General features: G+C 59.4%; 21 protein-coding genes. 15 read left to right on the plus strand and 6 right to left on the minus strand.

Annotated features, from left to right (window positions below):
- Nucleotides 1–35 precede the first annotated feature (35 nt).
- From ACLIBF_RS01235 to ACLIBF_RS01265, 7 genes are all read left to right on the plus strand, one after another.
- Nucleotides 36–1202, plus strand: coding sequence for an HD-GYP domain-containing protein (locus tag ACLIBF_RS01235; RefSeq protein ID WP_031377166.1), 1167 nt, complete (start codon nucleotides 36–38; stop codon nucleotides 1200–1202).
- A 108-nt stretch (nucleotides 1203–1310) separates the two neighbouring features.
- Entirely contained in the window at nucleotides 1311–1400 is a 90-nt protein-coding gene (gene kdpF, locus ACLIBF_RS01240; RefSeq protein WP_010253443.1) for a K(+)-transporting ATPase subunit F, read from the plus strand.
- A complete protein-coding gene (gene kdpA / locus ACLIBF_RS01245) occupies nucleotides 1400–3088 on the plus strand; it encodes a potassium-transporting ATPase subunit KdpA (protein WP_031377167.1) in 1689 nt (562 codons plus the stop codon). Before kdpF ends, kdpA begins: the two co-directional genes overlap by 1 nt.
- Entirely contained in the window at nucleotides 3085–5133 is a 2049-nt protein-coding gene (kdpB, locus tag ACLIBF_RS01250; RefSeq protein ID WP_279809607.1) for a potassium-transporting ATPase subunit KdpB, read from the plus strand. The genes kdpA and kdpB overlap by 4 nt, the downstream gene beginning before the upstream one ends.
- Nucleotides 5134–5143: 10 nt before the next feature.
- Nucleotides 5144–5710 carry a potassium-transporting ATPase subunit KdpC gene (gene kdpC, locus ACLIBF_RS01255; RefSeq protein WP_159223118.1) on the plus strand — a complete coding sequence of 189 codons (567 nt, stop codon included), beginning with the start codon at nucleotides 5144–5146 and terminating at the stop codon, nucleotides 5708–5710.
- Between the two features lie 16 nt (nucleotides 5711–5726).
- Nucleotides 5727–8402, plus strand: coding sequence for a two-component system sensor histidine kinase KdpD (kdpD, locus tag ACLIBF_RS01260; protein WP_448309169.1), 2676 nt, complete (start codon nucleotides 5727–5729; stop codon nucleotides 8400–8402).
- 54 nt (nucleotides 8403–8456) lie between these two features.
- Nucleotides 8457–8960: a TIGR00645 family protein gene (locus ACLIBF_RS01265; protein ID WP_031377731.1), complete on the plus strand. Its 504-nt coding sequence runs from the start codon at nucleotides 8457–8459 to the stop codon at nucleotides 8958–8960.
- A 51-nt stretch (nucleotides 8961–9011) separates the two neighbouring features.
- Here the strand turns inward: ACLIBF_RS01265 and ACLIBF_RS01270 are convergent, their stop codons facing one another.
- Nucleotides 9012–9971 carry a LysR family transcriptional regulator gene (locus ACLIBF_RS01270; protein ID WP_279809609.1) on the minus strand — a complete coding sequence of 320 codons (960 nt, stop codon included), beginning with the start codon at nucleotides 9969–9971 and terminating at the stop codon, nucleotides 9012–9014.
- A 93-nt stretch (nucleotides 9972–10064) separates the two neighbouring features.
- Here ACLIBF_RS01270 and ACLIBF_RS01275 point away from each other — a divergent pair, with 93 nt between their 5' ends.
- From ACLIBF_RS01275 to ACLIBF_RS01290, 4 genes are all read left to right on the plus strand, one after another.
- Nucleotides 10065–11273, plus strand: coding sequence for an MFS transporter (locus tag ACLIBF_RS01275; protein ID WP_279809610.1), 1209 nt, complete (start codon nucleotides 10065–10067; stop codon nucleotides 11271–11273).
- A 62-nt stretch (nucleotides 11274–11335) separates the two neighbouring features.
- Nucleotides 11336–12682, plus strand: coding sequence for a cation:proton antiporter (locus tag ACLIBF_RS01280; RefSeq protein ID WP_448309172.1), 1347 nt, complete (start codon nucleotides 11336–11338; stop codon nucleotides 12680–12682).
- A gap of 20 nt (nucleotides 12683–12702) precedes the next feature.
- Complete coding sequence (locus tag ACLIBF_RS01285; RefSeq protein WP_031374853.1) at nucleotides 12703–13041, plus strand: hypothetical protein; 339 nt, start codon at nucleotides 12703–12705, stop codon at nucleotides 13039–13041.
- Nucleotides 13042–13208: 167 nt separating this feature from the next.
- Entirely contained in the window at nucleotides 13209–14105 is an 897-nt protein-coding gene (locus ACLIBF_RS01290) for an alpha/beta hydrolase (RefSeq protein WP_031374852.1), read from the plus strand.
- A 99-nt stretch (nucleotides 14106–14204) separates the two neighbouring features.
- Here the strand turns inward: ACLIBF_RS01290 and gorA are convergent, their stop codons facing one another.
- Nucleotides 14205–15557, minus strand: a complete 1353-nt coding sequence (gorA, locus tag ACLIBF_RS01295) for a glutathione-disulfide reductase (RefSeq protein ID WP_031374851.1) — start codon at nucleotides 15555–15557, stop codon at nucleotides 14205–14207.
- A 128-nt stretch (nucleotides 15558–15685) separates the two neighbouring features.
- Here gorA and rnz point away from each other — a divergent pair, with 128 nt between their 5' ends.
- Nucleotides 15686–16597 carry a ribonuclease Z gene (gene rnz, locus ACLIBF_RS01300; protein WP_031374850.1) on the plus strand — a complete coding sequence of 304 codons (912 nt, stop codon included), beginning with the start codon at nucleotides 15686–15688 and terminating at the stop codon, nucleotides 16595–16597.
- Here rnz and ACLIBF_RS01305 read toward each other — a convergent pair.
- Both ACLIBF_RS01305 and ACLIBF_RS01310 read right to left on the minus strand, forming a co-directional pair.
- Nucleotides 16594–17412, minus strand: a complete 819-nt coding sequence (locus ACLIBF_RS01305) for a CPBP family intramembrane glutamic endopeptidase (protein ID WP_448309174.1) — start codon at nucleotides 17410–17412, stop codon at nucleotides 16594–16596. The genes rnz and ACLIBF_RS01305 overlap by 4 nt on opposite strands.
- A gap of 62 nt (nucleotides 17413–17474) precedes the next feature.
- Nucleotides 17475–18317 (minus strand): 23S rRNA (adenine(2030)-N(6))-methyltransferase RlmJ, encoded by an 843-nt coding sequence (locus ACLIBF_RS01310; RefSeq protein ID WP_031374848.1) that lies wholly within the window; start codon nucleotides 18315–18317, stop codon nucleotides 17475–17477.
- A 424-nt stretch (nucleotides 18318–18741) separates the two neighbouring features.
- Between ACLIBF_RS01310 and prlC the strand changes: the two genes are divergently transcribed.
- Entirely contained in the window at nucleotides 18742–20784 is a 2043-nt protein-coding gene (prlC, locus tag ACLIBF_RS01315) for an oligopeptidase A (RefSeq protein WP_448309176.1), read from the plus strand.
- Between the two features lie 8 nt (nucleotides 20785–20792).
- Entirely contained in the window at nucleotides 20793–21545 is a 753-nt protein-coding gene (gene rsmJ, locus ACLIBF_RS01320) for a 16S rRNA (guanine(1516)-N(2))-methyltransferase RsmJ (protein WP_031374846.1), read from the plus strand.
- A gap of 50 nt (nucleotides 21546–21595) precedes the next feature.
- Here rsmJ and uspA read toward each other — a convergent pair whose 3' ends face one another.
- Nucleotides 21596–22033 carry a universal stress protein UspA gene (gene uspA / locus ACLIBF_RS01325; protein WP_031374845.1) on the minus strand — a complete coding sequence of 146 codons (438 nt, stop codon included), beginning with the start codon at nucleotides 22031–22033 and terminating at the stop codon, nucleotides 21596–21598.
- Between the two features lie 417 nt (nucleotides 22034–22450).
- Here uspA and uspB point away from each other — a divergent pair, with 417 nt between their 5' ends.
- Nucleotides 22451–22786: a universal stress protein UspB gene (gene uspB, locus ACLIBF_RS01330; protein WP_031374844.1), complete on the plus strand. Its 336-nt coding sequence runs from the start codon at nucleotides 22451–22453 to the stop codon at nucleotides 22784–22786.
- A gap of 37 nt (nucleotides 22787–22823) precedes the next feature.
- Here the strand turns inward: uspB and pitA are convergent, their stop codons facing one another.
- The gene (gene pitA / locus ACLIBF_RS01335; RefSeq protein WP_128088259.1) at nucleotides 22824–24326 is read right to left on the minus strand and encodes an inorganic phosphate transporter PitA; all 1503 of its coding nucleotides are present in this window, start codon (nucleotides 24324–24326) and stop codon (nucleotides 22824–22826) included.
- Nucleotides 24327–24416: the final 90 nt, after the last annotated feature.

Below are 24416 nucleotides of genomic sequence, written 5' to 3' on the forward strand. Positions count from 1 at the left end.
CACCTTACCACCCGCTGATATTAAGGAGTGATATCGTGATAAAGCTGATTACCGTTGACGAACTACGTCCAGGCATGTTTATCCACAAGCTGGAGGTCTGGTGGATAAAAGACAAACGTATTCGCAACCAGATGCTGATCACCGATCCACGACAAATCGCTATGTTACGCAACGAAGGGATCCAGCAACTGTGGATCGACCTCGATCGATCGGTGCAGGCTCCGATCGCGCCGGTTGTGGCAAAAAGATCGATAGCCCGGACGCCGTTTTTTCAGGAGCTGGATCAGGCGCAGCAGATCTTTCAGCAGGGCAAATCCAAAGTGCTGGCGATGTTCAACGAGGCGCGCCTCGGTAACAGCCTGAACCTTGATTATATGATCGATCTGGTGGATGAAATCTCCGGATCGATTCGGCGTGAACCCTCTGCACTGCTGAGCGTGGCGCGGCTGAAAAATCACGATGACTACACCTATCTGCATTCGATGGCGGTCTGCGGGCTGATGATTTCGCTGGGTAAAAGGCTCGGGCTGAATGAGATCCAGCTGCGGCGCGTCGGGATGGGCGGCTTGCTGCACGACGTCGGCAAAGCGGCCGTGCCGCTGGAGATCCTTAACAAAGCCGGCAAGCTGACCGAGGACGAGTTTACCATCATGCGTCAGCATCCGATCGTCGGTGCACAGATGCTGATGGAGGCCAGTGCCGATGCCGATCTGCTGGATATTGCGCTGCACCATCATGAAAAATATGACGGCAGCGGTTATCCGCACGGCCTGAAAGGTGAGGAGATCTCGCTGTATGCCCGCATGGCGGCGGTGTGTGATGTCTATGACGCCATCACCTCGACGCGCGTCTACCGCACCGGCTGGACGCCCGCCGAGGCGATGCATCACATGCTGAGCTGGCGTGGCCACTTCGATAACGGCCTGCTGCACGCCTTTGTCCGTACCATCGGCATTTATCCGGTCGGCTCACTGGTACGGCTGGCATCAGGCCGGGTGGCGCTGGTGGTCAAAGCGGGTGAGAAATCGCTGATGAAGCCCTGTGTCCACGTCTTCTGGTCGCTGCACGCCCAGCGCGAAGTCAAACCGGAAGAGCTCGACCTGGGCGATAGCTTCTGTACCGACAGCATCGTCGGGGCGGAAGACAGCACGCTGTGGGGCAATGTCGATCTCAACCGCATCTGGGCGCTGGAAGTCGCCTGATATTTCGCCATTTTTACACTATTTTTACGCCCGCCCGCTGCATTTTAACCCCTTCTTTATACGCCGCCGCGCAAGCTAATCAGCAAATCCAAACCTCTGGAGGTTCCTGTGAGCGTGGGCGTAATAACCGGCATTGTGCTGGTGGTGTTGTTACTGGGCTATCTGATCTATGCCCTGTTAAATGCGGAGGCCTTCTGATGGCGGCCAATGCTTTTTTACTCATCGGATGTTATCTGCTGCTGTTAATGGTGCTGGCGCAACCGCTTGGGCGTGGCCTGGCGGCGCTGGTTGCCGATAAGCCGCTGTTCGCCCGGGTCGAAGCGCCGCTGTGGCGGCTGCTGGGCGCACAGCAAAGCGGGATGCGCTGGCCGCATTACCTGCTGGCGATTCTGCTGTTTAACGCGCTCGGCTTTGCGCTGCTGCTGGCGATTTTACTGCTGCAGGGTACGCTGCCGCTTAACCCACAGGGATTGCCGGGTCTGAGCTGGCATCTGGCGCTGAACACCGCGGTCAGCTTTGTGACCAATACCAACTGGCAGTCCTACAGCGGCGAAAGCACCCTGAGCTATTTCAGCCAGATGGTGGGGCTGACGGTGCAGAACTTCCTGTCGGCGGCCACCGGTATTGCGGTTGCGTTTGCGCTGATTCGCGGATTCGCTCAGCGCGGAAGCGGGATGCTCGGCAACGCCTGGCGTGACCTGACGCGCATCACGCTCTATGTGCTGCTGCCGATCAGCCTGCTGATGGCGCTGATTTTTGTCAGCCAGGGCAGCATCCAGACGCTGTCGCCGTACCACACGCTCACCACGCTGGAAGGCACACAGCAAACGCTGGCGATGGGTCCGGTGGCCTCGCAGGAAGCGATCAAAATGCTCGGCACCAACGGCGGCGGCTTCTTCAACGCCAACTCCGCTCATCCGTTTGAAAACCCGACGCTGCTGACCAACCTGATACAGATGCTGAGCATCTTCCTGATCCCGGCGGCGCTCTGCTTTGCCTTTGGTGAAAGCGTGCGCGATCGCCGTCAGGGCCACATGCTGCTGTGGGCGGTGACGCTGATGTTTGTGGTGGCAGTGGCGGTGGTGATGTGGGCAGAACTGCGCGGCAATCCGCATCTGCTGACGCTAGGCGCCGACAGCGCAGTCAACATGGAGGGCAAAGAGACCCGGTTTGGCATTCTTAACAGCAGCCTGTTTGCGGTGATCACCACTGCCGCCTCATGCGGCGCGGTTAACGCCATGCACGACTCTTTTACCGCGCTGGGCGGAATGGTGCCGATGTGGCTGATGCAGCTGGGTGAAGTGGTGTTCGGCGGCGTCGGAGCTGGCCTGTACGGCATGCTGCTGTTTGTGCTGCTGGCGGTGTTTATCGCCGGGCTGATGATCGGTCGTACCCCGGAATTCCTCGGTAAAAAAATCGACGTCTGGGAGATGAAAATGACCGCGCTGGCGATTCTGGTGACGCCTGCGCTGGTGTTAATCGGCACTGCGCTGGCGATGATGACCGACGCCGGACGGGGCGCGATGGCTAACCCCGGTATTCACGGCTTCAGTGAAGTGCTCTACGCGGTCTCCTCGGCGGCCAATAACAACGGCAGCGCGTTTGCCGGACTGAGTGCCAACACCCCGTTCTGGAACCTGCTGCTGGCCAGCTGCATGCTGCTGGGCCGCTTCGGCATCATCATCCCGGTGATGGCGATTGCCGGTGCGATGGCGGTGAAAAAAGTGCAGCCGGTGGGCAACGGCACGCTGCCAACGCACGGCCCGCTGTTTATTGCGCTGCTGGTCGGCACCGTGTTGCTGGTCGGTGCGCTGACCTTTATTCCTGCTCTGGCGCTGGGCCCGGTGGCTGAGCATCTGCAACTTGTTCAGGGACAATCCTCATGAGTCGTCAACAACAGGCGTTATTTGACGCGGCGCTGCTGCGTACTTCAGCCTGGGATGCGCTGAAAAAGCTCGATCCTCGGGTGCAATTCCGTAATCCGGTGATGTTTGTGGTCTATCTCGGCAGCGTGCTGACCACCTTACTGGCGCTGGCTATGCTGACTGGCAAGCTGAACGGCAGCGCCAGTTTCACCGGTGCGATTGCGGTCTGGCTGTGGTTCACCGTGCTGTTTGCCAATCTGGCAGAGGCGCTGGCAGAAGGGCGCAGTAAAGCCCAGGCCAGCAGCCTGAAAGGGGTGAAAAAGACCAGCTTTGCGAAAAAACTGTCGGCGGCGCGCTATGGCGCAGACTGGCAGCAGATCGCGGCCGATCAGCTGCGCAAAGGCGATGCGGTGCTGGTGGAAGCGGGCGATATCATTCCGTGCGACGGCGAGGTGCTGGAAGGGGGGGCGTCGGTGGATGAGAGCGCAATTACCGGCGAATCCGCGCCGGTTATCCGTGAATCGGGCGGCGATTTTGCCTCGGTAACCGGCGGGACGCGCATCCTCTCTGACTGGCTGGTGATTACCTGTAGCGCTAACCCCGGCGAGACCTTCCTTGACCGGATGATCGCCATGGTGGAGGGGGCCAAACGCCGTAAAACCCCGAATGAGATCGCCCTGACCATTCTGCTGGTGTCACTCACTATCGTGTTTCTGCTGGCGACCGTTACCCTGTGGCCGTTCTCGGCGTGGGGCGGGACGCCGGTCAGCGTCACGGTGCTGGTGGCGCTGCTGGTCTGTCTGATCCCGACCACCATCGGCGGCTTGCTGTCGGCGATTGGCGTGGCGGGGATGAGCCGTATGCTCGGTGCCAACGTGATCGCCACCAGCGGCCGCGCGGTGGAAGCCGCGGGCGATGTTGATGTGCTGATGCTGGATAAAACCGGCACCATTACCCTCGGTAACCGGCAGGCGACACAGTTTCTGCCGGCACCGGGCGTCAGCGAAGAGCAGCTGGCGGATGCCGCGCAGCTCGCCTCGCTGGCGGATGAGACGCCGGAAGGCCGCAGCATCGTCATCCTGGCGAAACAGCAGTTTAACCTGCGTGAACGCGATCTCAGCAGCATGGGCGCCAGCTTCATTCCGTTCTCGGCGCAGACCCGGATGAGTGGGGTTAACGTACAGGATCGGCTGATCCGTAAAGGGGCGGTCGATGCGGTACGTCGTCATATTGAAGCCAGCCATGGCGCGTTCCCGGCCGAGGTGAACGCCCGGGTCGAAGAGGTGGCGCGCACCGGCGGCACGCCGCTGGTGGTGGCAGAAGGGGCGAAAGTGCTGGGCGTGGTGGCGCTGAAAGATATCGTCAAAGGCGGCATCAAAGAGCGGTTTGCCGAGCTGCGCAAGATGGGCATCAAAACCGTGATGATCACCGGCGATAACCCGCTGACGGCCGCGGCGATTGCCGCCGAAGCGGGGGTGGATGACTTTCTTTCCGAGGCGACGCCCGAGGCCAAACTGGCGCTGATCCGTCAGTACCAGGCGGAAGGACGGCTGGTGGCGATGACGGGTGACGGCACCAACGATGCGCCGGCGCTGGCTCAGGCGGACGTGGCGGTGGCGATGAACTCCGGCACTCAGGCGGCGAAAGAGGCGGGCAACATGGTCGATCTCGACTCTAACCCGACCAAGCTGCTGGAAGTGGTGCACATCGGTAAGCAGATGCTGATGACGCGCGGTTCGCTGACCACCTTCAGTATCGCCAACGACGTGGCCAAGTATTTTGCCATTATTCCGGCCGCGTTTGCCGCCACCTATCCCCAGCTCAACATGCTCAACGTGATGCACCTGCACTCACCGGCCAGCGCGATTCTGTCGGCGGTAATCTTTAATGCGCTGGTGATTGTGTTTCTGATTCCGCTGGCGCTGAAGGGCGTCAGCTATCGCCCACTGAGCGCGGCCGCCTTACTGCGCCGCAACCTGCTGATCTACGGGCTGGGTGGCCTGCTGGTGCCGTTTGTCGGCATCAAAGCGATCGATTTGCTGTTAGTCCTGTCAGGCATGGCCTGAGGAGAAGAAAATGAGTCAGTTACGTCCGGCGATTTTACTGTTGTTGCTGCTTACCGTTATCAGCGGCGTGGTTTATCCTTTGCTCACCACCGGCCTGGCGCAGTGGCTGTTTCCGGCGCAGGCCAACGGTTCGTTACTGGAGAAACAGGGTGTGGCGCGCGGGTCGGCGCTGATTGGGCAGAACTTTACCCAGCCCGGTTATTTCTGGGGTCGTCCCTCTGCCAGCGGCGATCGGCCCTATAACCCGCTGGCGTCGGGCGGCAGCAATCTGGCCGCCAGTAACCCGGCGCTGGATAAAGCGGTCGCCGAACGGGTTGCCGCGCTGCGGGCCGCCAATCCTCAGGCACCGGCCGCGGTGCCGGTTGAGCTGGTGACCGCCTCAGCCAGCGGACTGGACCCGGATATTTCACCTGACGCGGCGCGCTGGCAGGCCCCTCGCATCGCCGCCAGCCGTCAGTTACCGTTAGCCCAGGTAGAGGCGCTGATTGATCAGCAGACCCACCGGCCGCTGATGCCGTTCCTCGGCGATCCGACGGTCAATGTGCTGCAGCTCAACCTGGCGCTCAGCGATCTGTAATGCCGACAAGGACCCTATGAATCAGGAACCGACGCGCCCCGATCCCGATGCCCTGTTGCAGGCTAGCCGCGACAGCCATCGCGGCCGGCTGAAAATCTACTTTGGCGCCTGTGCGGGCGTCGGGAAAACCTACGCCATGCTGCAGGAGGCGCAACGGCTGCGTGCGCAGGGGCTGGATGTGTTGATCGGCGTGGTGGAGACCCACGACCGGCCGGAAACGGCGCAACTGCTGAGCGGCTTAACCCTGCTGCCGCGCCGGGCGACCGGCCGCTCGCGCCATGCCGAGTTTGACCTTGATGCGGCGCTGGCCCGCCATCCGGCGGTGATCCTGATGGACGAGCTGGCGCACACCAACGTTCAGGGCTCGCGTCATCCCAAACGCTGGCAGGACATTGAGGAGCTGCTGGAAGCGGGCATTGACGTGCTGACCACCGTCAACGTTCAGCATCTGGAGAGCCTCAATGACGTAGTGGGCGGCGTTACCGGTATTCAGGTGCGGGAAACCGTGCCCGACCCCTTTTTCGACAGCGCCGATGAGGTGGTGCTGGTCGATCTGCCGCCTGACGATCTGCGGCAGCGGCTGAAAGAGGGCAAAGTCTATATCGGCGACCGCGCCGAACGGGCGATTGAGAATTTTTTCCGCAAGGGCAACCTGTTCGCCCTGCGTGAGCTGGCGCTGCGCCGCACTGCGGACCGGGTAGACGATCAGATGCGCGCCTGGCGCGATCAGCAGGGACGGGATCGCGTCTGGCACACCCGCGATGCGATTCTGTTGTGTATTGGCGATGATACCGGCAGTGAAAAACTGGTGCGCACCGCTGCGCGGCTGGCGGCGCGGCTGGGCAGTGAATGGCATGCGGTGTATGTCGAGACGCCCCGGCTGAACCGGCTACCGGAAGCGCGGCGGCGGGCGATCCTGCGTACCCTGCAACTGGCGCAGGAGCTGGGCGCAGAGACCGCCACGCTCTCCGAGCCTGATGAAGCGGAAGCGGTGCTGCGTTACGCGCGCGAACACAATCTCGGCAAAATCGTAACCGGCCGTCGTCCGCTGCGGCGCTGGCGGCGTGACAGTTTTGCCGAACGGCTCGGCCAGCTCGGCCCCGATCTCGATCTGCTGGTGGTGGCGCTGGATGAGCCGCTGCACGACGCGCCGCATCCGCTGGCGGACGGCCGGGTCACCAGCGACAAGTGGCGTATTCAGCTACGCGGCGTGATGATGGCGCTGGTGCTGTGCATCGCGGTGACCGTTGCCGGCCAGTCGCTGTTGATCGGTTTCGATCCGGCCAACTGTGTGATGATCTATCTGCTGGCGGTGGTGATCGTGGCGCTGCGCTATGGCCGCTGGCCGTCGGTGATCGCCACGGTGATGAATATCCTCGCCTTTGACCTGTTCTTTGTGGCTCCTACCGGCACGGTGGCGGTCTCCGACCTGCAATATCTGGTGACCTTTGGCGTGATGCTGGCGGTGGGGGTGATCGTCGGCAACCTGACGGCCGGGGTGCGTTATCAGGCGCGGGTGGCGCGCTACCGCGAGCAGCGTGCGCGTCAGCTGTATGAGATGGCCAAATCGCTCGGCAGCGCGTTAACGCCGCAGGATATCGCTGCCACCAGTCAGCGGGTGCTGGACGCCACCCTGCAGGCGCGCTGTCTGCTGCTGCTGCCGGATGAGCAGGGCGAACTGCAACCGGTGGGCGATGCGCTACCCGCCAGTGAGCCTGACCGCGCCATCGCTAAGTGGAGCTACAGCAAAGGCCAGCCGGCCGGTGCCGGAACCGACACCTTACCGGCGGTGCCGTATCAAATCCTGCCGTTAAAAAGCGGCGCGCACTGTCGCGGCTTGCTGGTGGTGGAACCGCAAAATCTGCGTCAGCTGATGATCCCCGAGCAGCAACGGCTGGTGGAAACCTTTACCGTGCTGATCGCCAACGCGCTGGAGCGGATGGCGCTGTCGCACAGCGAGGCGGCATCGCGGCTGTCGGCGGAGCGTGAGCAACTGCGCAATGCGCTGCTGTCCGCGCTGTCACATGACCTGCGTACTCCGCTGACCGTGCTGTTTGGCCAGGCGGAAATGCTGATGCTCGACCTCGCCAATGACAACTCGAAATATGTGCCGCAGGCCAGCCAGATCCGTGAGCAGACGCTGAGCACTATCCGCCTGGTGAGTAACATGCTGGATATGGCGCGCATTCAGTCGGGCGGGCTGAACCTGCGTGAGGAGTGGCTGTCACTGGAAGAGGTGATCGGCGGGGCGCTGAGCAGCATGGCACCGTCGCTGAAAGGGCACGAGGTGCAGCTCGATCTGCCGGACGACATCGTGCTGATCAAGGGCGACAGCAGCCTGCTGGAGCGGGTCTTTACCAACCTGATTGAGAACAGCCTGAAGTATGCCGGTAACTGCGCGCCGCGCGGGATTCGTGCCTGGCGTGCCGGGACGCGGCTGGAGATTGCGCTCTGGGATGGCGGACCCGGCATCCCAGAGGCGGATTTAAGCCGGATTTTTGATAAGTTCACCCGGGGTGATAAGGAGTCAGCCGTGCCGGGCGTCGGGCTGGGACTGGCGATCTGTAAGACCATTATTGAGAGTCATGGCGGGCAGATCTGGGCTGAGAATCGGCCCGAAGGCGGCGCTGTATTTCGTCTGTCGCTGCCGCTGCCGCCGGTTCCGGAAATTTCTGACGAAGGGCTGAAATAACTTCACAGTTGATCAGTTATACTGCCCGACCTGTCTGATTATTATTGGGAATTTATGGAACGTTTTACCGAAAACCTGATGTATGCATCGCGCTGGTTGCTGGCTCCGGTTTACATTGGACTTTCACTCGGCCTGCTGGCGCTGACCATCAAATTTTTCCAGGAAATTTTCCACCTGCTGCCCAACATTTTCAGCATTGCGGAAAACGATCTGATCCTGCTGCTGCTGTCGCTGGTCGACATGACGCTGGTTGGCGGGCTGCTGGTGATGGTGATGCTGTCGGGCTACGAGAACTTTGTTTCTAAACTCGATATCGACGAAAGCAAAGAGAAGCTGAGCTGGCTGGGCAAGATGGACTCCGGCTCACTGAAGAACAAAGTCGCGGCGTCGATTGTGGCCATCTCCTCGATTCACCTGCTGCGGGTGTTCATGGAAGCGCGCAACGTCGCCAACGACAAGCTGATGTGGTACGTGATTATCCACCTGACGTTTGTGCTCTCTGCCTTTGTGATGGGCTGGCTGGACAATATGTCGCGTGGTGATAAGAAAGGCCACTGATGAAGGCGGGTGCACAGGCACCCGCTTTTTTTTGCCTGCGGCAGCAGCAGCTTATTCCTCTGGCTCTGCCTGACGGCGTGCAGCCGTGGCCGGCCGGGTGCCCGCCAGCTGCGGCATCACCGCTTTAATCATGGTAAAGAAATGCTGCAGCCTGGCCGGATAGTAGCTGGCCCACGGATAGGTCAGCCAGATCGGCAACGGCGGGGCCTGCCACTGCGGCGTCAGCTGAACCAGCCGCCCCTCGGCTAAATCCTGCTGTACCACCCACGACGACACGATCGCCGCGCCCATTCCGGCCAGCGCTGCTTTACGCACCGCATACAGGCTGTCACTGCTCAGCCTTGGGGTAATCGCCAGGTTAACCGGCTGGCCATCGTCGATCTTCTGTAATGCGACTTCATTTCGATAAAAGCTGGTCAGCGCCAGCCACGGCAGATCGCGCAACTGTTCAACCTGCTCAATCGGCGGATGACGGGCCAGCAGCCCGGGCGACGCAACCACAATACGCGGCACTTCTGCCAGCAGAATCGCCACCACTGACGGATCGGTCGGCGCGCCAACCTGAATGGCGCAATCGATATTCTCGGCCATAAAGTCAGGCGTGCGGTCATTCAGCATCCACTCAATATTGAGCCGCGGATAGCGGCGCAGGTAGTCGACCAGCGGGGCGATCAGCTGATCCTGACCAAATGCGTGCGGCGCACGGACCCGCAGGGTACCGACCGGATCGTCGCTGGCCCCGGTCAGCTCATCTTCCAGCGCATGCCAGGTCGCCAGCAGTTGCCGCGCCTGAGCGTAACAGCGCTCACCATCATCGGTGAGTTTAAGCGCGTGCGTGGTGCGCAGAATTAACTTCAGCCCGAGCCGCTGCTCCAGCGTTTGCAGCCGCCGGCTGATGGTCGGCTGGGTAGCACCGAGCTGGGCGGCGGCGGCCGATAAACTGCCGCTCTCCACGATACGAATAAAGGTCTGCATCAGTTCGATGCGGTCGCTGGTATTAGGGTTGCTCATACGTACCACGCATAACAGTTTTGTCTGATGGCAGTCTACCGCGTATGGCCGCAGTGTGCGCTAATAGCGTTACGCATTTATGAGGATCAAACCATGTCAGCGACCCGCAGTATGACTCATTCTTCGAGCGAAACGCTCCCCGCTCCGCTGGTTTTTACCCTGGCGGCAGGCGCCGGACTGAGCGTGGCATCGATTTACTACAGCCAGCCGATGCTGGATATCATCAGCAAGCAGTTTAACGTCGGCGTCGGCGCGGTCGGCATGGTGCCGATGCTGACCCAGGCGGGTTATGCCCTCGGCATTCTGCTGCTGGCGCCGCTCGGCGATCGCCATGACCGCCGCACCATTATTTTTATCAAAGGATTACTGCTGGTGGCGGCGTTGCTGCTGTGTGGCTTCTCCGGCGGGCTGAGCGCGTTGCTGATCGCCAGTTTCGTCACCGGCCTGACCGCCACGGTGGCGCAGGATATCGTGCCAGCGTCGGCGGCGCTGGCACCGGAACGCAGCCGTGGCAAAACGGTCGGTACGGTGATGACCGGACTACTGGTCGGCATTCTGCTGTCGCGGGTGATCAGTGGCGTGGTGGCCGAATACTTCGGCTGGCGCACCATGTATATGGTGGCGGCGCTGGCGGTGCTGCTGATCAGCCTGACGCTCTGGCGGGTGCTGCCGCGCTTTACGCCCGGCACGTCGGTCAGCTATCCGCGTCTGCTGCTGTCGCTGGCGCATCTGTGGCGTCATCATCAGACGCTGCGTCGTGCCGCGCTGGCCCAGGGGCTGCTGTCGGTTGGCTTCAGCGCCTTCTGGTCAACGCTGGCGTTAATGCTCAGTGAGCGTTTTCACCTCGACAGTGCGGTCGCCGGGGCCTTTGGTTTAGCCGGTGCGGCCGGTGCGATGGCCGCGCCGCTGGCCGGCAGTGTCGCCGACCGCATCGGTCCGGCCAGAGTGACCCAGGCCGGTGCCGCGCTGGTGACCGTCTCGTTTGCCCTGATGTTCCTGCTGCCGTTGTTGCCGCTGCCGGCTCAGCTGGCGTTGATTGTGGTCAGCACCATCGGTTTCGATTTAGGAGTACAGGCGACGCTGGTGGCGCATCAGACGCTGGTATATGGCCTGGCGCCGGAAGCGCGCAGTCGCCTGAATGCGCTGCTGTTTACCGTGGTGTTTATCGGCATGGCAAGCGGTGCGGCGCTGGGGAGCCTGGCGCTGGCGCACTGGGGCTGGAACGGCGTCGTGGCGCTGTCAACGCTGGCTGGCGCGGCCAGTCTTGCGGTGCGCTTCGCCAGCCGCCATCTGAAAAACTGATTTCTGCGGCCGTCAAAAAATGTGCCAGGCTTAGACATAAACCCGAAATAATCTGGAGTGTTATGAGCTTTTTAGCCTGGACAGCCGCGACAGGCGGCCTGCTGCTGCTGATGTCACTGGCTTCCGGTTGGATACACCGGGGGCCGGTAACTTCTTTTGGCCTGTTTCTCATCGCCGGGATGTTATGTGGGCCGTGGGCGTTTGACGTGCTGCACATCGATATCGTCACCCATTCAGAAGCGGTGGCGCATATTACTGAAATCACCATGGCCGCCTCGCTGTTTATTACCGGCCTGAAGCTGCGTCTGCCGCTACAGAATAACTGCTGGCATACCGGCCTGCGGCTGGCTTTCCCGGCCATGCTGCTGACGGTAGCGGCGATGACACTGCTGGCGCACTGGCTGGTGGGGCTGGACTGGCCGATTGCGCTGGCGTTTGGCGCGATTGTCGCCCCGACCGATCCGGTGCTGGCGAGCTTAATCTCGGTCAACGATGCGCAGGATGACGATTCGCTGCGCGTTGCCATCTCCAGCGAAGCCGGGATGAATGATGGCTCGGCGCTGCCGCTGCTGGTGCTGGCCCTGCTGTTGTTCAATGGCGAAAGCCTGAGCGGATCGCTGCTGACCCATTGGGGAGCGAAAGAGGTGATCTGGGCAATCGGCGGCGGTCTGGCGATCGGTTTTGGCCTGGGCCGCTTAATCGGCGTGCTGGCCACCAAATTGCGAAACGCCAATGGCGACGTGGCGCCCAACGATTTCCTGGCACTGGCGCTGATTGCGCTGAGTTATTCGCTGGTGCAGTGGCTGGGTGCCTCGGGTTTCCTGGCGGCCTTTGCTGCGGGTCTGGGATTGCGCCGCGCTGAGCTGGGGGTGTTCCGTCGCCATCAGCCCGAGGATCTGTCAGAGGATGAGCGGGTGCTGCCTTCCGAGGCGCTGGTCAATCCGAATAAGCGACTGGCGCATCAGGGCGATAACAGCATGGTGAAGTCGATAGGCTTTGTGGTGGGTGACGCGCTGTCGTTTGGTGACACCATTGAACGGTTACTGGCGGCGGGCATGATGGTGGTGCTGGGCGTCACGCTGGCGCAGCACTGGAACATCTATGGCGTGCTGCTGGGGCTGGTGCTGTTTGTGGTGGTGCGCCCGCTGGCCGTCTGGCTGGTTACGCTACGCGCTGGCCTGCCGACGGGGCAGCGGCTGCTGATTGGCTGGCTCGGTATTCGCGGCATCGGCAGTCTGAACTACATCGCCTACGCCTGGACGCACGGCATGGAAGGGCCGCAGATGGAGATTATGACCAATATGGCGTTAACCCTGGTGGTCTGCAGCGTGGTAATACACGGCATAACCGTGTCACCCCTGCTAAACTGGCGTCAAAGGCGTCTGGAAGCCCTTCAGCGCAAGGTTTAACCCGAAAACAGGAGTAGAGAATGAAAGTGACTCACATACTGCTGCTGAGCGTACTGGCCTCTGGCAGCGCCCTGGCGGCGGACGATAGTGAACAGAATGTCTATGCCAGCCAGCTGTGTCACATTGTCAGCAGCGAAAAACAGGTCGCCAGTGCCGATCAATATGTTGAGCAGATGAAATCTTACGTGGCGCGCAGCCAGTCACCGACGGCGATGAATCAGCCCGGTTTTGATGAAGATACCGCGCGTGAAGTGGCCAGCGCCTGGTTGCAACTGGGTGATGACGAGCGCGCCAAACTGCGCGTCAATGAGCAGCAGTGTGAGCAGGCGGTAATGGCCCAGTTCCAGCAGGAAGATTAATTCCTTCCTTCAAGGCAAAAACGCGCCGTCCGGGCGCGTTTTTTTATGGATTTTGGCAGCGCGTTGCGTACATAATCGCCAGCGTCTGGCACCAGACTTGCATCACACTTTTTCTGCAGCCCGCCGCAATAGCTGGCTGAGCGTTTTGATATCACTTAACAGGCATCATGATTACGCGTCGACGCTTTATTCTCGGCACGGGAGCGCTTGGGCTCTCCATGACCACCGGCAAATTATTTGCCCGCGATGACATTATTCCTCTCTGGCCGGATGATCCGCCCGGCGGCGGCGGCCCATCGGGCGAACTTCATGTTAATGCCAGCGGCTCGTGGTCGAATATTGTCAGCCCGGCGATTCAGCGCTTTAAACCGGAAAATCCTAACGGTGAGGCGGTGCTGATTGCTGCCGGCGGCGGCTACCGCTGGATTGGCATGGGACGCGAAGCCTGGCCGGTGGCGCGCTGGCTGAATGCCAACGGCTACACCGCCTATGTGCTTAGCTACCGCCTGCCGCATGAGAAGTGGCAGGCCGGCCGGCTTGCCCCGCTGCAGGATGCACAGCGCGCGATTCGGCTGGTGCGCTCGTTTGAGCGTAAGGTCCACGTGCTGGGCTTCTCGGCCGGGGGACACCTGCTGGGCATGGCGGCCGCGCGCCCTAACTTTGAATCTTACCCGGCCATCGATCCGCTGGATGAGGTGGTGCCAAAAGTCGACAGCGTTGGCCTGATCTATCCGGTGATTACGCTGGAAGCCCCCTACCAGCACACCAATACCCATCTGATGATGGTTGGCAAAAACGCCACGCCACAGGATGAAGCGAACTGGTCGGTACAGAATTACGTCACCCGCCAGTATCCGCCGACCTTTCTGGCGCAGGCTGAAGATGACCACACCTCGAATCCGTTTAACACCGAACTGATGCACGACACCTGTCGCCGCAATCGCGTGCCGGTCGAGCTGATTCAGATCAGTAAAGGCGGTCACGGTTTCGGGCTTGGCAAGGCCGGGACGCCGGCGGCGTTATGGGATCAGGCTTATGTGCGCTGGCTGGATCGCGTAAGCTGAATTGCCCCATGGCGGTGCAGGCCTGCACCGCTGGGCCTGTCGCAGGCAAAAAAAAACAGGCGACCGGGGTCGCCTGTTTGAATTACTCAGCCGTGGCGGCTAGCGCATGGTCACGAACTCTTCCGCTGCCGTCGGGTGAATCGCCACGGTATTGTCGAAGTCTTTTTTGGTGGCCCCCATCTTCAGTGCCACTGCGAAGCCCTGCAGCATCTCATCCATGCCAAATCCGATACCGTGAATACCGACGATTTTCTCCTCGGCACCGACACAGACCAGCTTCATCCGGCACGGCTGGCGATGCTGGGTGACGGCGGTGTACATGGCGGTGAACGCTGATTTATACACTTTCACCTGGTCGTCGCCATACTGTTCCCGCGCCTGCGGTTCGGTCAGACCGACGGTGCCAATCGGCGGATGGCTGAAGACCACGGTCGGAATGTTGCTGTAGTCGAGATGCTCGTCCGGCTTGTTGTTAAACAGGCGCTCAGACAGGCGACGGCCGGCTGCCACCGCCACCGGCGTCAGTTCTACCGCACCGGTGTTGTCACCGACCGCATAAACGCCTGACACGTTGGTGTTCTGGAATTTATCGACCTTAATGTAGCCTTTCTCGTCCAGCGCTACGCCCGCCGCCGCAATGTTCAGGCTGTCATTGGCCGGTTCACGGCCAATCGCCCATACCAGGCAATCCACCGTGAAGTCGCTGCCGTTTTCCAGCTGCAGCGTCAGGCTGCCATCGTCGTTTTTGATTACCGCTTTCGGGATCGCTTCGGTATGCAGCGTCGGGCCTTCGCTGTTCATCACTTCAACCAGCGTGTCGGTGATCAGCGGGTCGAAGCTGCGCAGCGGAGCATGCCTGCGCACAAACAGGTGGGTTTCCGATCCCAGCGCATTCACCACGCCCGCCAGCTCAACGGCGATATAACCCGCGCCGACGACCGCAGTACGCTTCGGCAGCGCGTCCAGCTCAAAGAAACCGTCGGAATCAATCCCGTACTCAGCGCCCGGAATCGACGGATGGCTGGGACGGCCACCGGTGGCAATCAGAATGTGGTTAGCGGTGATGATCTCGCCGTTCACTTCGACGCTGTGCGCATCGACAAAACGGGCGAAGCCTTTGATCACTTCAACCTTGTTTTTACCCAGCACGTTGTCATAAGAGGTGTGGATACGATCGATATAGGCGCTGCGGTTTTTGACCAGCGTGGCCCAGTCGAAGCGGTTAACGGTGGTATCGAAGCCGTAATCCGGCCCGTACAGATGGATAGCTTCGGCAATTTGCGCAGCATGCCACATGATTTTCTTCGGCACGCAGCCTACGTTAACGCAGGTGCCACCCAGTTCTTTGGCTTCAATCAGGGCGCATTTCTGGCCATACATGGCCGCACGGTTGATCGAGGCGATGCCGCCGCTGCCGCCGCCGATGGCGAGATAGTCGAAATGTCGGGTCATTGAAGTATCCATCCGGTTGCATGAAAAATTGGCATAGAGTGTAACGCTGCGGGTCGAATTGACGCAAAGTTTGCGCCTATGATTGTAATAGGGTTCTGTTTTTTCTCACACTGACAGGGAAGCATACCATGCACCTTACTTTTCTCGGCACCGGCGGCGGTGCGCCCAGCCTGCAGCGTAACGTGACCGCCATCGCCTTTACCCGGGCGCAGAGTGGCGAAAGCTGGCTGTTCGACTGCGGCGAAGGGACCCAGCTACAGTTCATGCGTTCCGACCTGAAACCGGGCAAGCTGGATAAGATCTTCATCACCCATTTACATGGCGACCATATTTTCGGGCTGCCAGGCTTACTCACCAGCCGTTCTATGGCCGGGCTGACCACGCCGATGACCGTGTATGGCCCCAAAGGTTTAAAAGTCTTCCTTGAAACCGCGCTGTCGATCAGTGGCTCTTACACTGATTATCCGCTGACTATTGTTGAGATTGAGGCGGGCTGGACGCTGGATGACGGTGAGTTCCGCATCAGTGCCTGGCCGCTGAATCATACGCTGGAATGTCTGGGTTATCGGATTGAGCAGCACGATAAGCCGGGTTTTCTCGATGCGCCGCGCCTGAAGGCCGAAGGCGTACCGCGTGGTCCGTGGTATCAACAGTTGAAGCAGGGCGAAACCGTGACGCTGGAGGATGGCCGGGTAATCAATGGCGCGGACTATCTGGGGCCGGCGATTAAAGGTAAAACGCTGGCGATTTTTGGTGATACCGCGCCAACTGAGGTGGCATTACAGCTGGCGGCGGACGTTGATCTGATGGTGCATGAAACCACGCTGGAAGCGGCGATGATTGAGAAAGCCAACGGACGTGGCCATTCGACCACCTTACAGGCGGCGGAAGTGGCGAAGCGCGCCGGCGCAAAACGGCTGATCGCCACGCACTTCAGTTCACGCTATCTGGCGAAAGATATGCCCCGCTTGCTGGCTGAATGCCAGACCATTTTCCCCGCTACCGAGCTGGCCTATGATCTGGCGGTGTTTACTCTTTAATGATGCAGTGCGGGATAAGTGAAAAGCAGTAAATGGGTGATGTTGAGGGCAAAGTGCAGGGCGGTCGAAATCCATAACCGGCCGCTCCAGTGCCACGCCAGCCCATACAGCAGCCCGGCGAGGGTCGCGAAGATCACCAGCAACAGACCGCCGCTCAGATGCACCAGACCAAACAGCAGCGCACTCAGCAACAGCGCGGGTATGCCGCCCAGTGCCAGCGTTAATTTCTGCTGCAGATAACCACGAAACAGCGCCTCTTCCGCCAGCGATACAAAGAACAGATTGGCGAGCATAAAGGTGCCAAGCCAGGCCGGGAAGTGCGGTTCAAACGCTAATCCACCCAGTAATACGGCACTGTATAACAGCAGCGGAACGGCGGCGACCAGCGCCAGCGCGGCCAGCAGCTTATAACGCGGCGGGCTGGCCGGGGCGCGAAACAGCGTCGGCAGACAGGCCAGCAGCACAAAGGGGATCAGCGCTTTATCGAAATTAAACGAGAAGCCGAAAGCCACACTGCGGGCGCCGACCTGCACGTTATCAAGTTTGCGTGGATTATCAAAACCCGGAAACAGATGGAGGAATAACCCGATGGCGATCAGCACCAGCACCGCTTCAGTCAGCATTTGCCGCCGATGATGGTCACGATCATAAATACGGCATGCCACCACGCCGGCGGTGACCGCGAACAGCAGCAGCGCGGGCCATGCCAGTACGTCCTGATAAAACCCCAGCAGCGTGGCGAGCGCCAGTAATAATAGTGCCAGCCGCCGGGCCGGTTGCAGCGCGGCTAGCGCGCCAGCCAATATGATCCACATGGTGACAGACCTGCAGTACCACGCCGCAGCACCGGCAGTGTGCGGCGTAAAAGGAGAGAGAGTTATTCGGGTACGATCTGGTTGACCACAAAGTGGCCGGTGCCAGCCGGAACCAGTTTTTTATGCAGCCACGGCAGCAGCTCGTTCATCTGGGCAGCCAGCTTCCACGGCGGATTGATCACAATCATGCCGGATGCGGTCATGCCGCGCTGGTCGCTGTCGGGACGGGCGGCCAGTTCGATCTGCAGAATATTGCGAATGCCGGTCGCTTCCAGATCGCGCAGCATATGCTTGATCTGCTGACGCAATACCACCGGATACCACAGCGCGAAGACGCCGGTACCGAATCGCTTATGGCCTTCCTGAATCCCTTTCACCACCGCCTGATAATCGCTTTTCATCTCATACGGCGGATCGATCAGAACCAGACCGCGACGGGATGGCGGCGGCAGTTTGGCTTTTAACTGCTGATAGCCGTCACCGCGTTCTACGCGCGCGCGGCTATCTTTACTGAACTCGTTACGCAGCAGCGGATAGTCACTGGAGTGCAGTTCGGTCATTTGCAGACGGTCATCTTCACGCAGCAGATGGCGGGCAATCAGCGGCGAACCCGGGTAATAACGCAGCGTCCCGTTACGGTTGAGCGCACGGATGGCGTCGAAGTAGGGTTGCAGCAGGGCTGGCGCGTCCGGCTGCTGCCAGATGCGGGCGATACCTTCCAGATATTCGCCGGTGCGCTCAGCGTGTTCACCGCTCAGCAGATAACGTCCGGCACCCGCGTGGGTATCGAGATAAAAGAACGGTTTCTCTTTCTCTTTCAGTGCGGTGATGATCAGGCTCAGTACGGTGTGCTTCAGCACGTCAGCGTGGTTGCCAGCATGGAAGCTATGGCGATAACTCAGCATTGTTTATCCTGTTGAATGTATAAGGTTTTAATTGATGGAAAATCAATTTATACCAATTATTACCTCACGTATTACCCACAGAACGACGCACAGCAACCGACGCAGGAACAGCATGAGAACCATTAAGCGGGCGATTATATCAGGGATGTCCCGCCGATGGGTCGAAAGCATGATAACTAATCCCGCCGGGGCCGCACGCTGCAGGTGAAAAGCCGGCAGCTGTCGCAACGGCGGCATTACACCCTAACCGCAGCGGCTGCGCTTTGATGCAACGCAAATTCTGCCGGTCGATCGGCGATCGCATTCCGCTCGTTTCTTCCGCAGCGAAGCCAGGCCCCATTGATTTTCGCTACACTTAGCCGCATGTTACTTAGATTGCGTTGCGCGACCCATCGCGCCCCACACATCAATAAAGGACTGCGCTATGACCAATCCGCTACTGACATCTTTTACGCTTCCCCCTTTTTCTGCCATCCAGCCTGAACATGTGGTTCCTGCCGTTACGGAAGTCCTGAATGACTGCCGCGCGATGGTCGAAAAAGTGGTGGCGCAAGGCGCACCCTATAGCTGGGACAACCTGGTTCAGCCGCTGGCGGAGAGCGATGACCGTCTGAGCCGCATTTTCTCTCCGGTCAGTCATCTGAACTCGGTTAAAAACAGCCCGGAACTGCGTGAAGCCTATGAGCAGACGCTGCCGCTGCTGTCTGAATACAGCACCTGGGTCGGCCAGCATGAAGGCCTGTATCAGGCGTACCGCAACCTGAAAGAGGGTGACCAGTACGCCGCGCTGGATCTGGCGCAGAAGAAAGCGGTCGATAACGCGCTGCGTGATTTCGAACTCTCCGGTATCGGCCTGGCGAAAGATAAACAGCAGCGCTACGGCGAAATTGCTGCCCGCCTCTCCGAACTGGGATCGGCTTACAGCAACAACGTGCTTGATGCCACCATGGGCTGGAGCAAGCTGATCACCGATGAAAACGATCTGGCAGGGATGCCGGAAAGCGCGATGGCTGCGGCCAAAGCCCAGGCGGAAGCCAAAGGTCAGGAAGGCTGGCTGCTGACGCTGGATATCCCCAGCTATCTGCCCGTGATGACCTACTGCGATAACGCCGCGCTGCGCGAAGAGATGTATCGCGCCTACGCGACCCGCGCATCCGATCAGGGGCCGAATGCGGGTAAATGGGATAACGGCCCGATCATGGCGGAAGAACTGGCGCTGCGTCATGAACTGGCGCAACTGCTGGGCTTTGACTCCTACGCCGATAAATCGCTGGCGACTAAGATGGCGCAAAGCCCGTCTCAGGTTATCGACTTCCTTAACGATCTGGCGGAGCGCGCCCGTCCGCAGGGTGAAAAAGAGCTGGAGCAGCTGCGCGCTTTCGCGCAAAAAGAGCACGGCGTGACCGAGCTTAATCCGTGGGATCTCACCTATTACGGTGAAAAACAGAAGCAGCACCTCTACACCATCAGCGATGAACAGCTGCGTCCTTACTTCCCGGAATCCCGTGCGGTGGCTGGCCTGTTCGAAGTGGTTAAGCGTATTTACGGCATCACGGCAAAACAGCGTACCGATGTGGAAGTTTATCATCCTGACGTGAAGTTCTTCGATCTGTTCGATGAAACCGGCGAACTGCGCGGCAGTTTCTATCTGGATCTGTATGCGCGTGAACACAAACGCGGCGGAGCCTGGATGGATGACTGCGTCGGTCAGATGCGTAAAGCCGATGGCAGCCTGCAAAAGCCGGTCGCCTACCTGACCTGTAACTTTAACCGCCCGGTGCAGGGCAAACCGGCGCTGTTCACCCACGACGAAGTGATCACCCTGTTCCATGAGTTTGGTCACGGCCTGCATCACATGCTGACCCGGATTGAAGTGCCTGGCGTTTCCGGCATCAGCGGGGTGCCGTGGGATGCGGTCGAATTACCAAGCCAGTTTATGGAAAACTGGTGCTGGGAGCCGGATGCGCTGGCGTTCATCTCTGGCCACTACGAGACCGGTGAGCCGCTGCCGAAGGCGTTGCTGGATAAAATGCTGGCGGCCAAGAACTACCAGGCGGCGCTGTTCATCCTGCGCCAGCTGGAGTTCGGCCTGTTCGACTTCCGTCTGCATACCGAATTTGACCCGGCTAAAGGCGCCCGGATTCTTGAGACGCTGCGCGAAGTGAAAAGCCGCGTTGCGGTGGTGCCGAGCCCGGAATGGGGCCGTTTCCCGCACGCCTTCAGCCACATCTTTGCCGGTGGCTATGCGGCCGGTTACTACAGCTACCTGTGGGCGGATGTACTGGCGGCAGATGCCTATTCACGCTTTGAAGAAGAGGGCATTTTCAATCGCGCAACCGGCCAGTCGTTCCTCGACAATATCCTGACGCGTGGCGGTTCCGAAGAGCCGATGGAGCTGTTCAAACGCTTCCGCGGCCGTGAACCGCAGCTCGACGCCATGCTGGAACATTACGGCATTCAGGGATAAGTCGTTACGTGAAAATCTGTTTGCTCGATGAATCAGGCGCCGGAGACGGCGCCTTATCACGTTTAGCGCAGCGCTGGCAGCTGGAGCACGACGAAAATGCCTTGCTGGCGCTGGTACAAACCCCGACGCATCTTGAGCTGCGTAAGCGGGATGAGCCGAAGCTGGGCGGCATCTTTGTCGATTTTGTCTCAGGTGCAATGGCGCACCGTCGTCGCTTTGGCGGCGGTCGCGGTGAAGCCGTGGCAAAAGCGGTGGGCATTAAAGGCGACTATCTGCCGGATGTGGTGGATGCCACGGCCGGACTCGGGCGTGATGCCTTTGTCCTGGCGGCACTGGGCTGCCGGGTGCGGATGCTGGAGCGCCATCCGGTGGTGGCAGCGCTGCTGGAAGACGGTTTACAGCGCGGCTATCAGGATGCGGAAATCGGCGGCTGGCTGCGTCAGCGCCTGACGCTGATTCACGCCGCCAGCGCCGAGGCGCTGAGCGATATCACCCCGCAGCCGGACGTGGTCTATCTCGATCCGATGTATCCTCACCGGCAGAAAAGCGCGATGGTGAAAAAAGAGATGCGGGTATTTCAGTCGCTGGTGGGTCCCGATGAGGATGCTGACGCGCTGCTGGAACCAGCCCGTCGGCTGGCAAAGAAGCGGATCGTGGTGAAGCGGCCCGACTATGCGCCGCCGCTGGCAGGCGTGGTTACCCAGGCGGCGGTGGTGACCAAAAGCCATCGCTTCGATATCTATCCCCCACTGGTCAGTTAACCCGATAAAAAAGCCGGCAATCAGCCGGCTTTACGGGTCCTGCACGTCACTCAGGCTTCATCTTCATCGCGTAGCGGCACAATCAGCATGTCGATATGTACGGTGTTGATCAACTGGCGCGCCGACGACATCAGCTTGCTCCAGAAGTCCTGATGATGACCACACACCACCAGATCGACGTCATACTTTTTAATCGCATCCACCAGCACCTGGCCGAGATCGCCGCTGCCGCTCAGGGTTTCACTGATCGGGTAGCCCGCGGAATCAGACAGACCTTTCAGCGCAGAGTGCGTCTCTTCAGAAATACGCTTCTGCATATCGCCCAGGTTGACATCAATCAGGCCGGTGTAGAGATCGGAATAATTCACATCGACGTGAATCAGGGAAATTTTGGCATCGTAAGGGCGGGCCAGCGAAACGGCTTTATCCACCAGTAACTGACTTTCGGGAGAAAGGTCTACTGCAATCAGGATATGTTTATAAGCCATGATAAAACTCCTTTCACGAGATTAAGGATGGCATCCGGGGTTCCTGCCGCGTCACAGCTTAGCGAAATCCTTTGCGCGAGCGGGCGATGAGCGCCACCAAAGTGTGTACCTGCGGTGCAGGTGGTCATGTTGTTATGTCTCTGAGTATAGCCTTCTCTGCGGGCAAATGCTGCCGTTGCCGCCTGGCTTGTGAATAAGATCAACGATGCGGTAATTTTACTCGCGCCAAACGAAATTCATCGCTGGAAAAAATTTAAACATTTCTCCTACACTGAAAAAAGGCGGTCTGGTTTGTTACCGCCCAGGCGTTCAGAACACTATCGCAGTTGGGTGATTCAGAGGTTGGCTATTTCTGTGGGCGTGCTCAGCGTTTTCCCGCTGCGTCTGTTCCTGCGGCTCCAGCCAGGAGGGGAGAATATGATCAGTACTATTGCGCTTTTTTGGGCTCTTTGTGTGGTGTGTATTGTGAATATGGCGCGCTATTTTTCTTCTCTGCGTGCGTTGCTGGCGGTATTACGCGGTTGCGATCCGCTGCTGTATCAGTATGTCGACGGGGCGGGCTTTTTCACCTCTCACGGCCAGCCCAGCAAACAGGTGCGACTGGTGACCTATATCTGGGCGAAACGCTATCTTGATCATCATGATGACGAATTTATTCGTCGCTGCGAGCGGGTAAGGGGACAGTTTATGCTGACCAGCGCGCTGTGCGGACTGGTGGTGATCAGCCTGGTGGCGATGGCGATCTGGCATTAAAAAGGGCGACTTGCGTCGCCCTCTGATCTCGCTGGCATTACACCAGTTTTAAGGCAATCCAGTAGAGCGAACCTGACAGCACAATACATACCGGCAGCGTGAAGATCCACGCCATGGCGATGTTTTTGATGGTCCGGCTCTGCAATCCGCCGCCGTCAACCAGCATGGTACCGGCGACTGACGAAGAGAGGATGTGGGTGGTCGAAACCGGCATTCCGGTATAGCTGGCGACGCCGATAGAGAGCGCTGCCGTGACCTGGGCTGACATTCCCTGTGCATAGGTCATGCCTTTTTTACCAATCTTCTCACCAATGGTGGTGGCAACACGACGCCAGCCAATCATGGTGCCGGTGCCGAGCGCTAACGCAACCGCAACGATAATCCAGACCGGCGCATACTCGATGGTGCCAAGCAGATCGCCTTTCAGCTTATTGAGGAAGCGCTGATCGTCCGGGGTGGTTTCCGGCAGCTTGGCCGCTTTGTCCGCCGTATCTGAGATACACAGCAGCAGGCGACGCATCTGGCCGCGCTGATCCACCGTCAGCTGATCGTAACTTTGCAGATTATTCAGCAGCACCTGTGCGCGCTGAACCGCCTGTAACGCGCGGGCGCTGTCACAGTGGAACTCCTGCGGGCTGGTTGATGGCACTTCTTCCGGCGTCGGCAGCTTAGGCGGCGCCATCTGGATGATATGCGTCAGCGAAGCGTTGTGCTGCTGATAATACTGCTCCAGATGATTGACCGCATCGCGGGTCCGGGTGATGTCGTAGCCCGAGGCATTCATGTTTACCACGAAGCCGGCCGGAGCCACGCCGATCAACACCAGCATAATCAGACCGATGCCTTTCTGGCCGTCATTCGCGCCATGCGAATAGCTGACGCCGATCGCTGAAACAATCAGGGCGATGCGGGTCCAGAACGGCGGCTTTTTCTTGCCGTCGATCTTTTCGCGGTCGGCTGGCGTCATATGGATGCGGGCACGCTTTTTGGTGCTGCTCCAGTAACGACGCAGAATAAAGATCAGGCCACCGGCGATCGCCAGGCCGACAATCGGCGACAGGATCAGAGACAGGAAGATGTTCAGCACTTTCGGGATGTTGAGTGCATCAACCACCGAGGTACCGGTCATCAGGGCGTTGGTCAGACCGATACCAATAATGGCGCCGATCAGGGTATGGGAGCTGGATGCCGGCAGACCCAGATACCAGGTGCCGAGATTCCAGATAATCGCCGCCAGCAGCATAGAAAACACCATGGCGAGACCGTGAGCCGATCCAACATTTAATAACAGATCGGTGGGGAGCATATGAACAATGGCATAGGCGACACTCAATCCACCGAGTAGCACGCCAAAAAAGTTAAAGACGCCTGCCATAACCACAGCAAGCTGGGCACGCATGGCACGCGTATAGATGACCGTCGCAACTGCGTTGGCCGTGTCGTGGAAGCCGTTGATTGCTTCGTAAAACAATACAAACAGCAGGGCAAGAACCAATAACAGGCCAGTACTGAGGTCTAGACCAGCAAACAGATGTAGCATAAACGTTACGCCATTTTTGGAGGACATGAACGCGGCGCATTATCCGCGACAACGTGCTGTATGGGAAAGGAAAATATAGCCTTAATTTGA

This window comes from Pantoea sp. PGP6 (genome assembly GCF_053474785.1).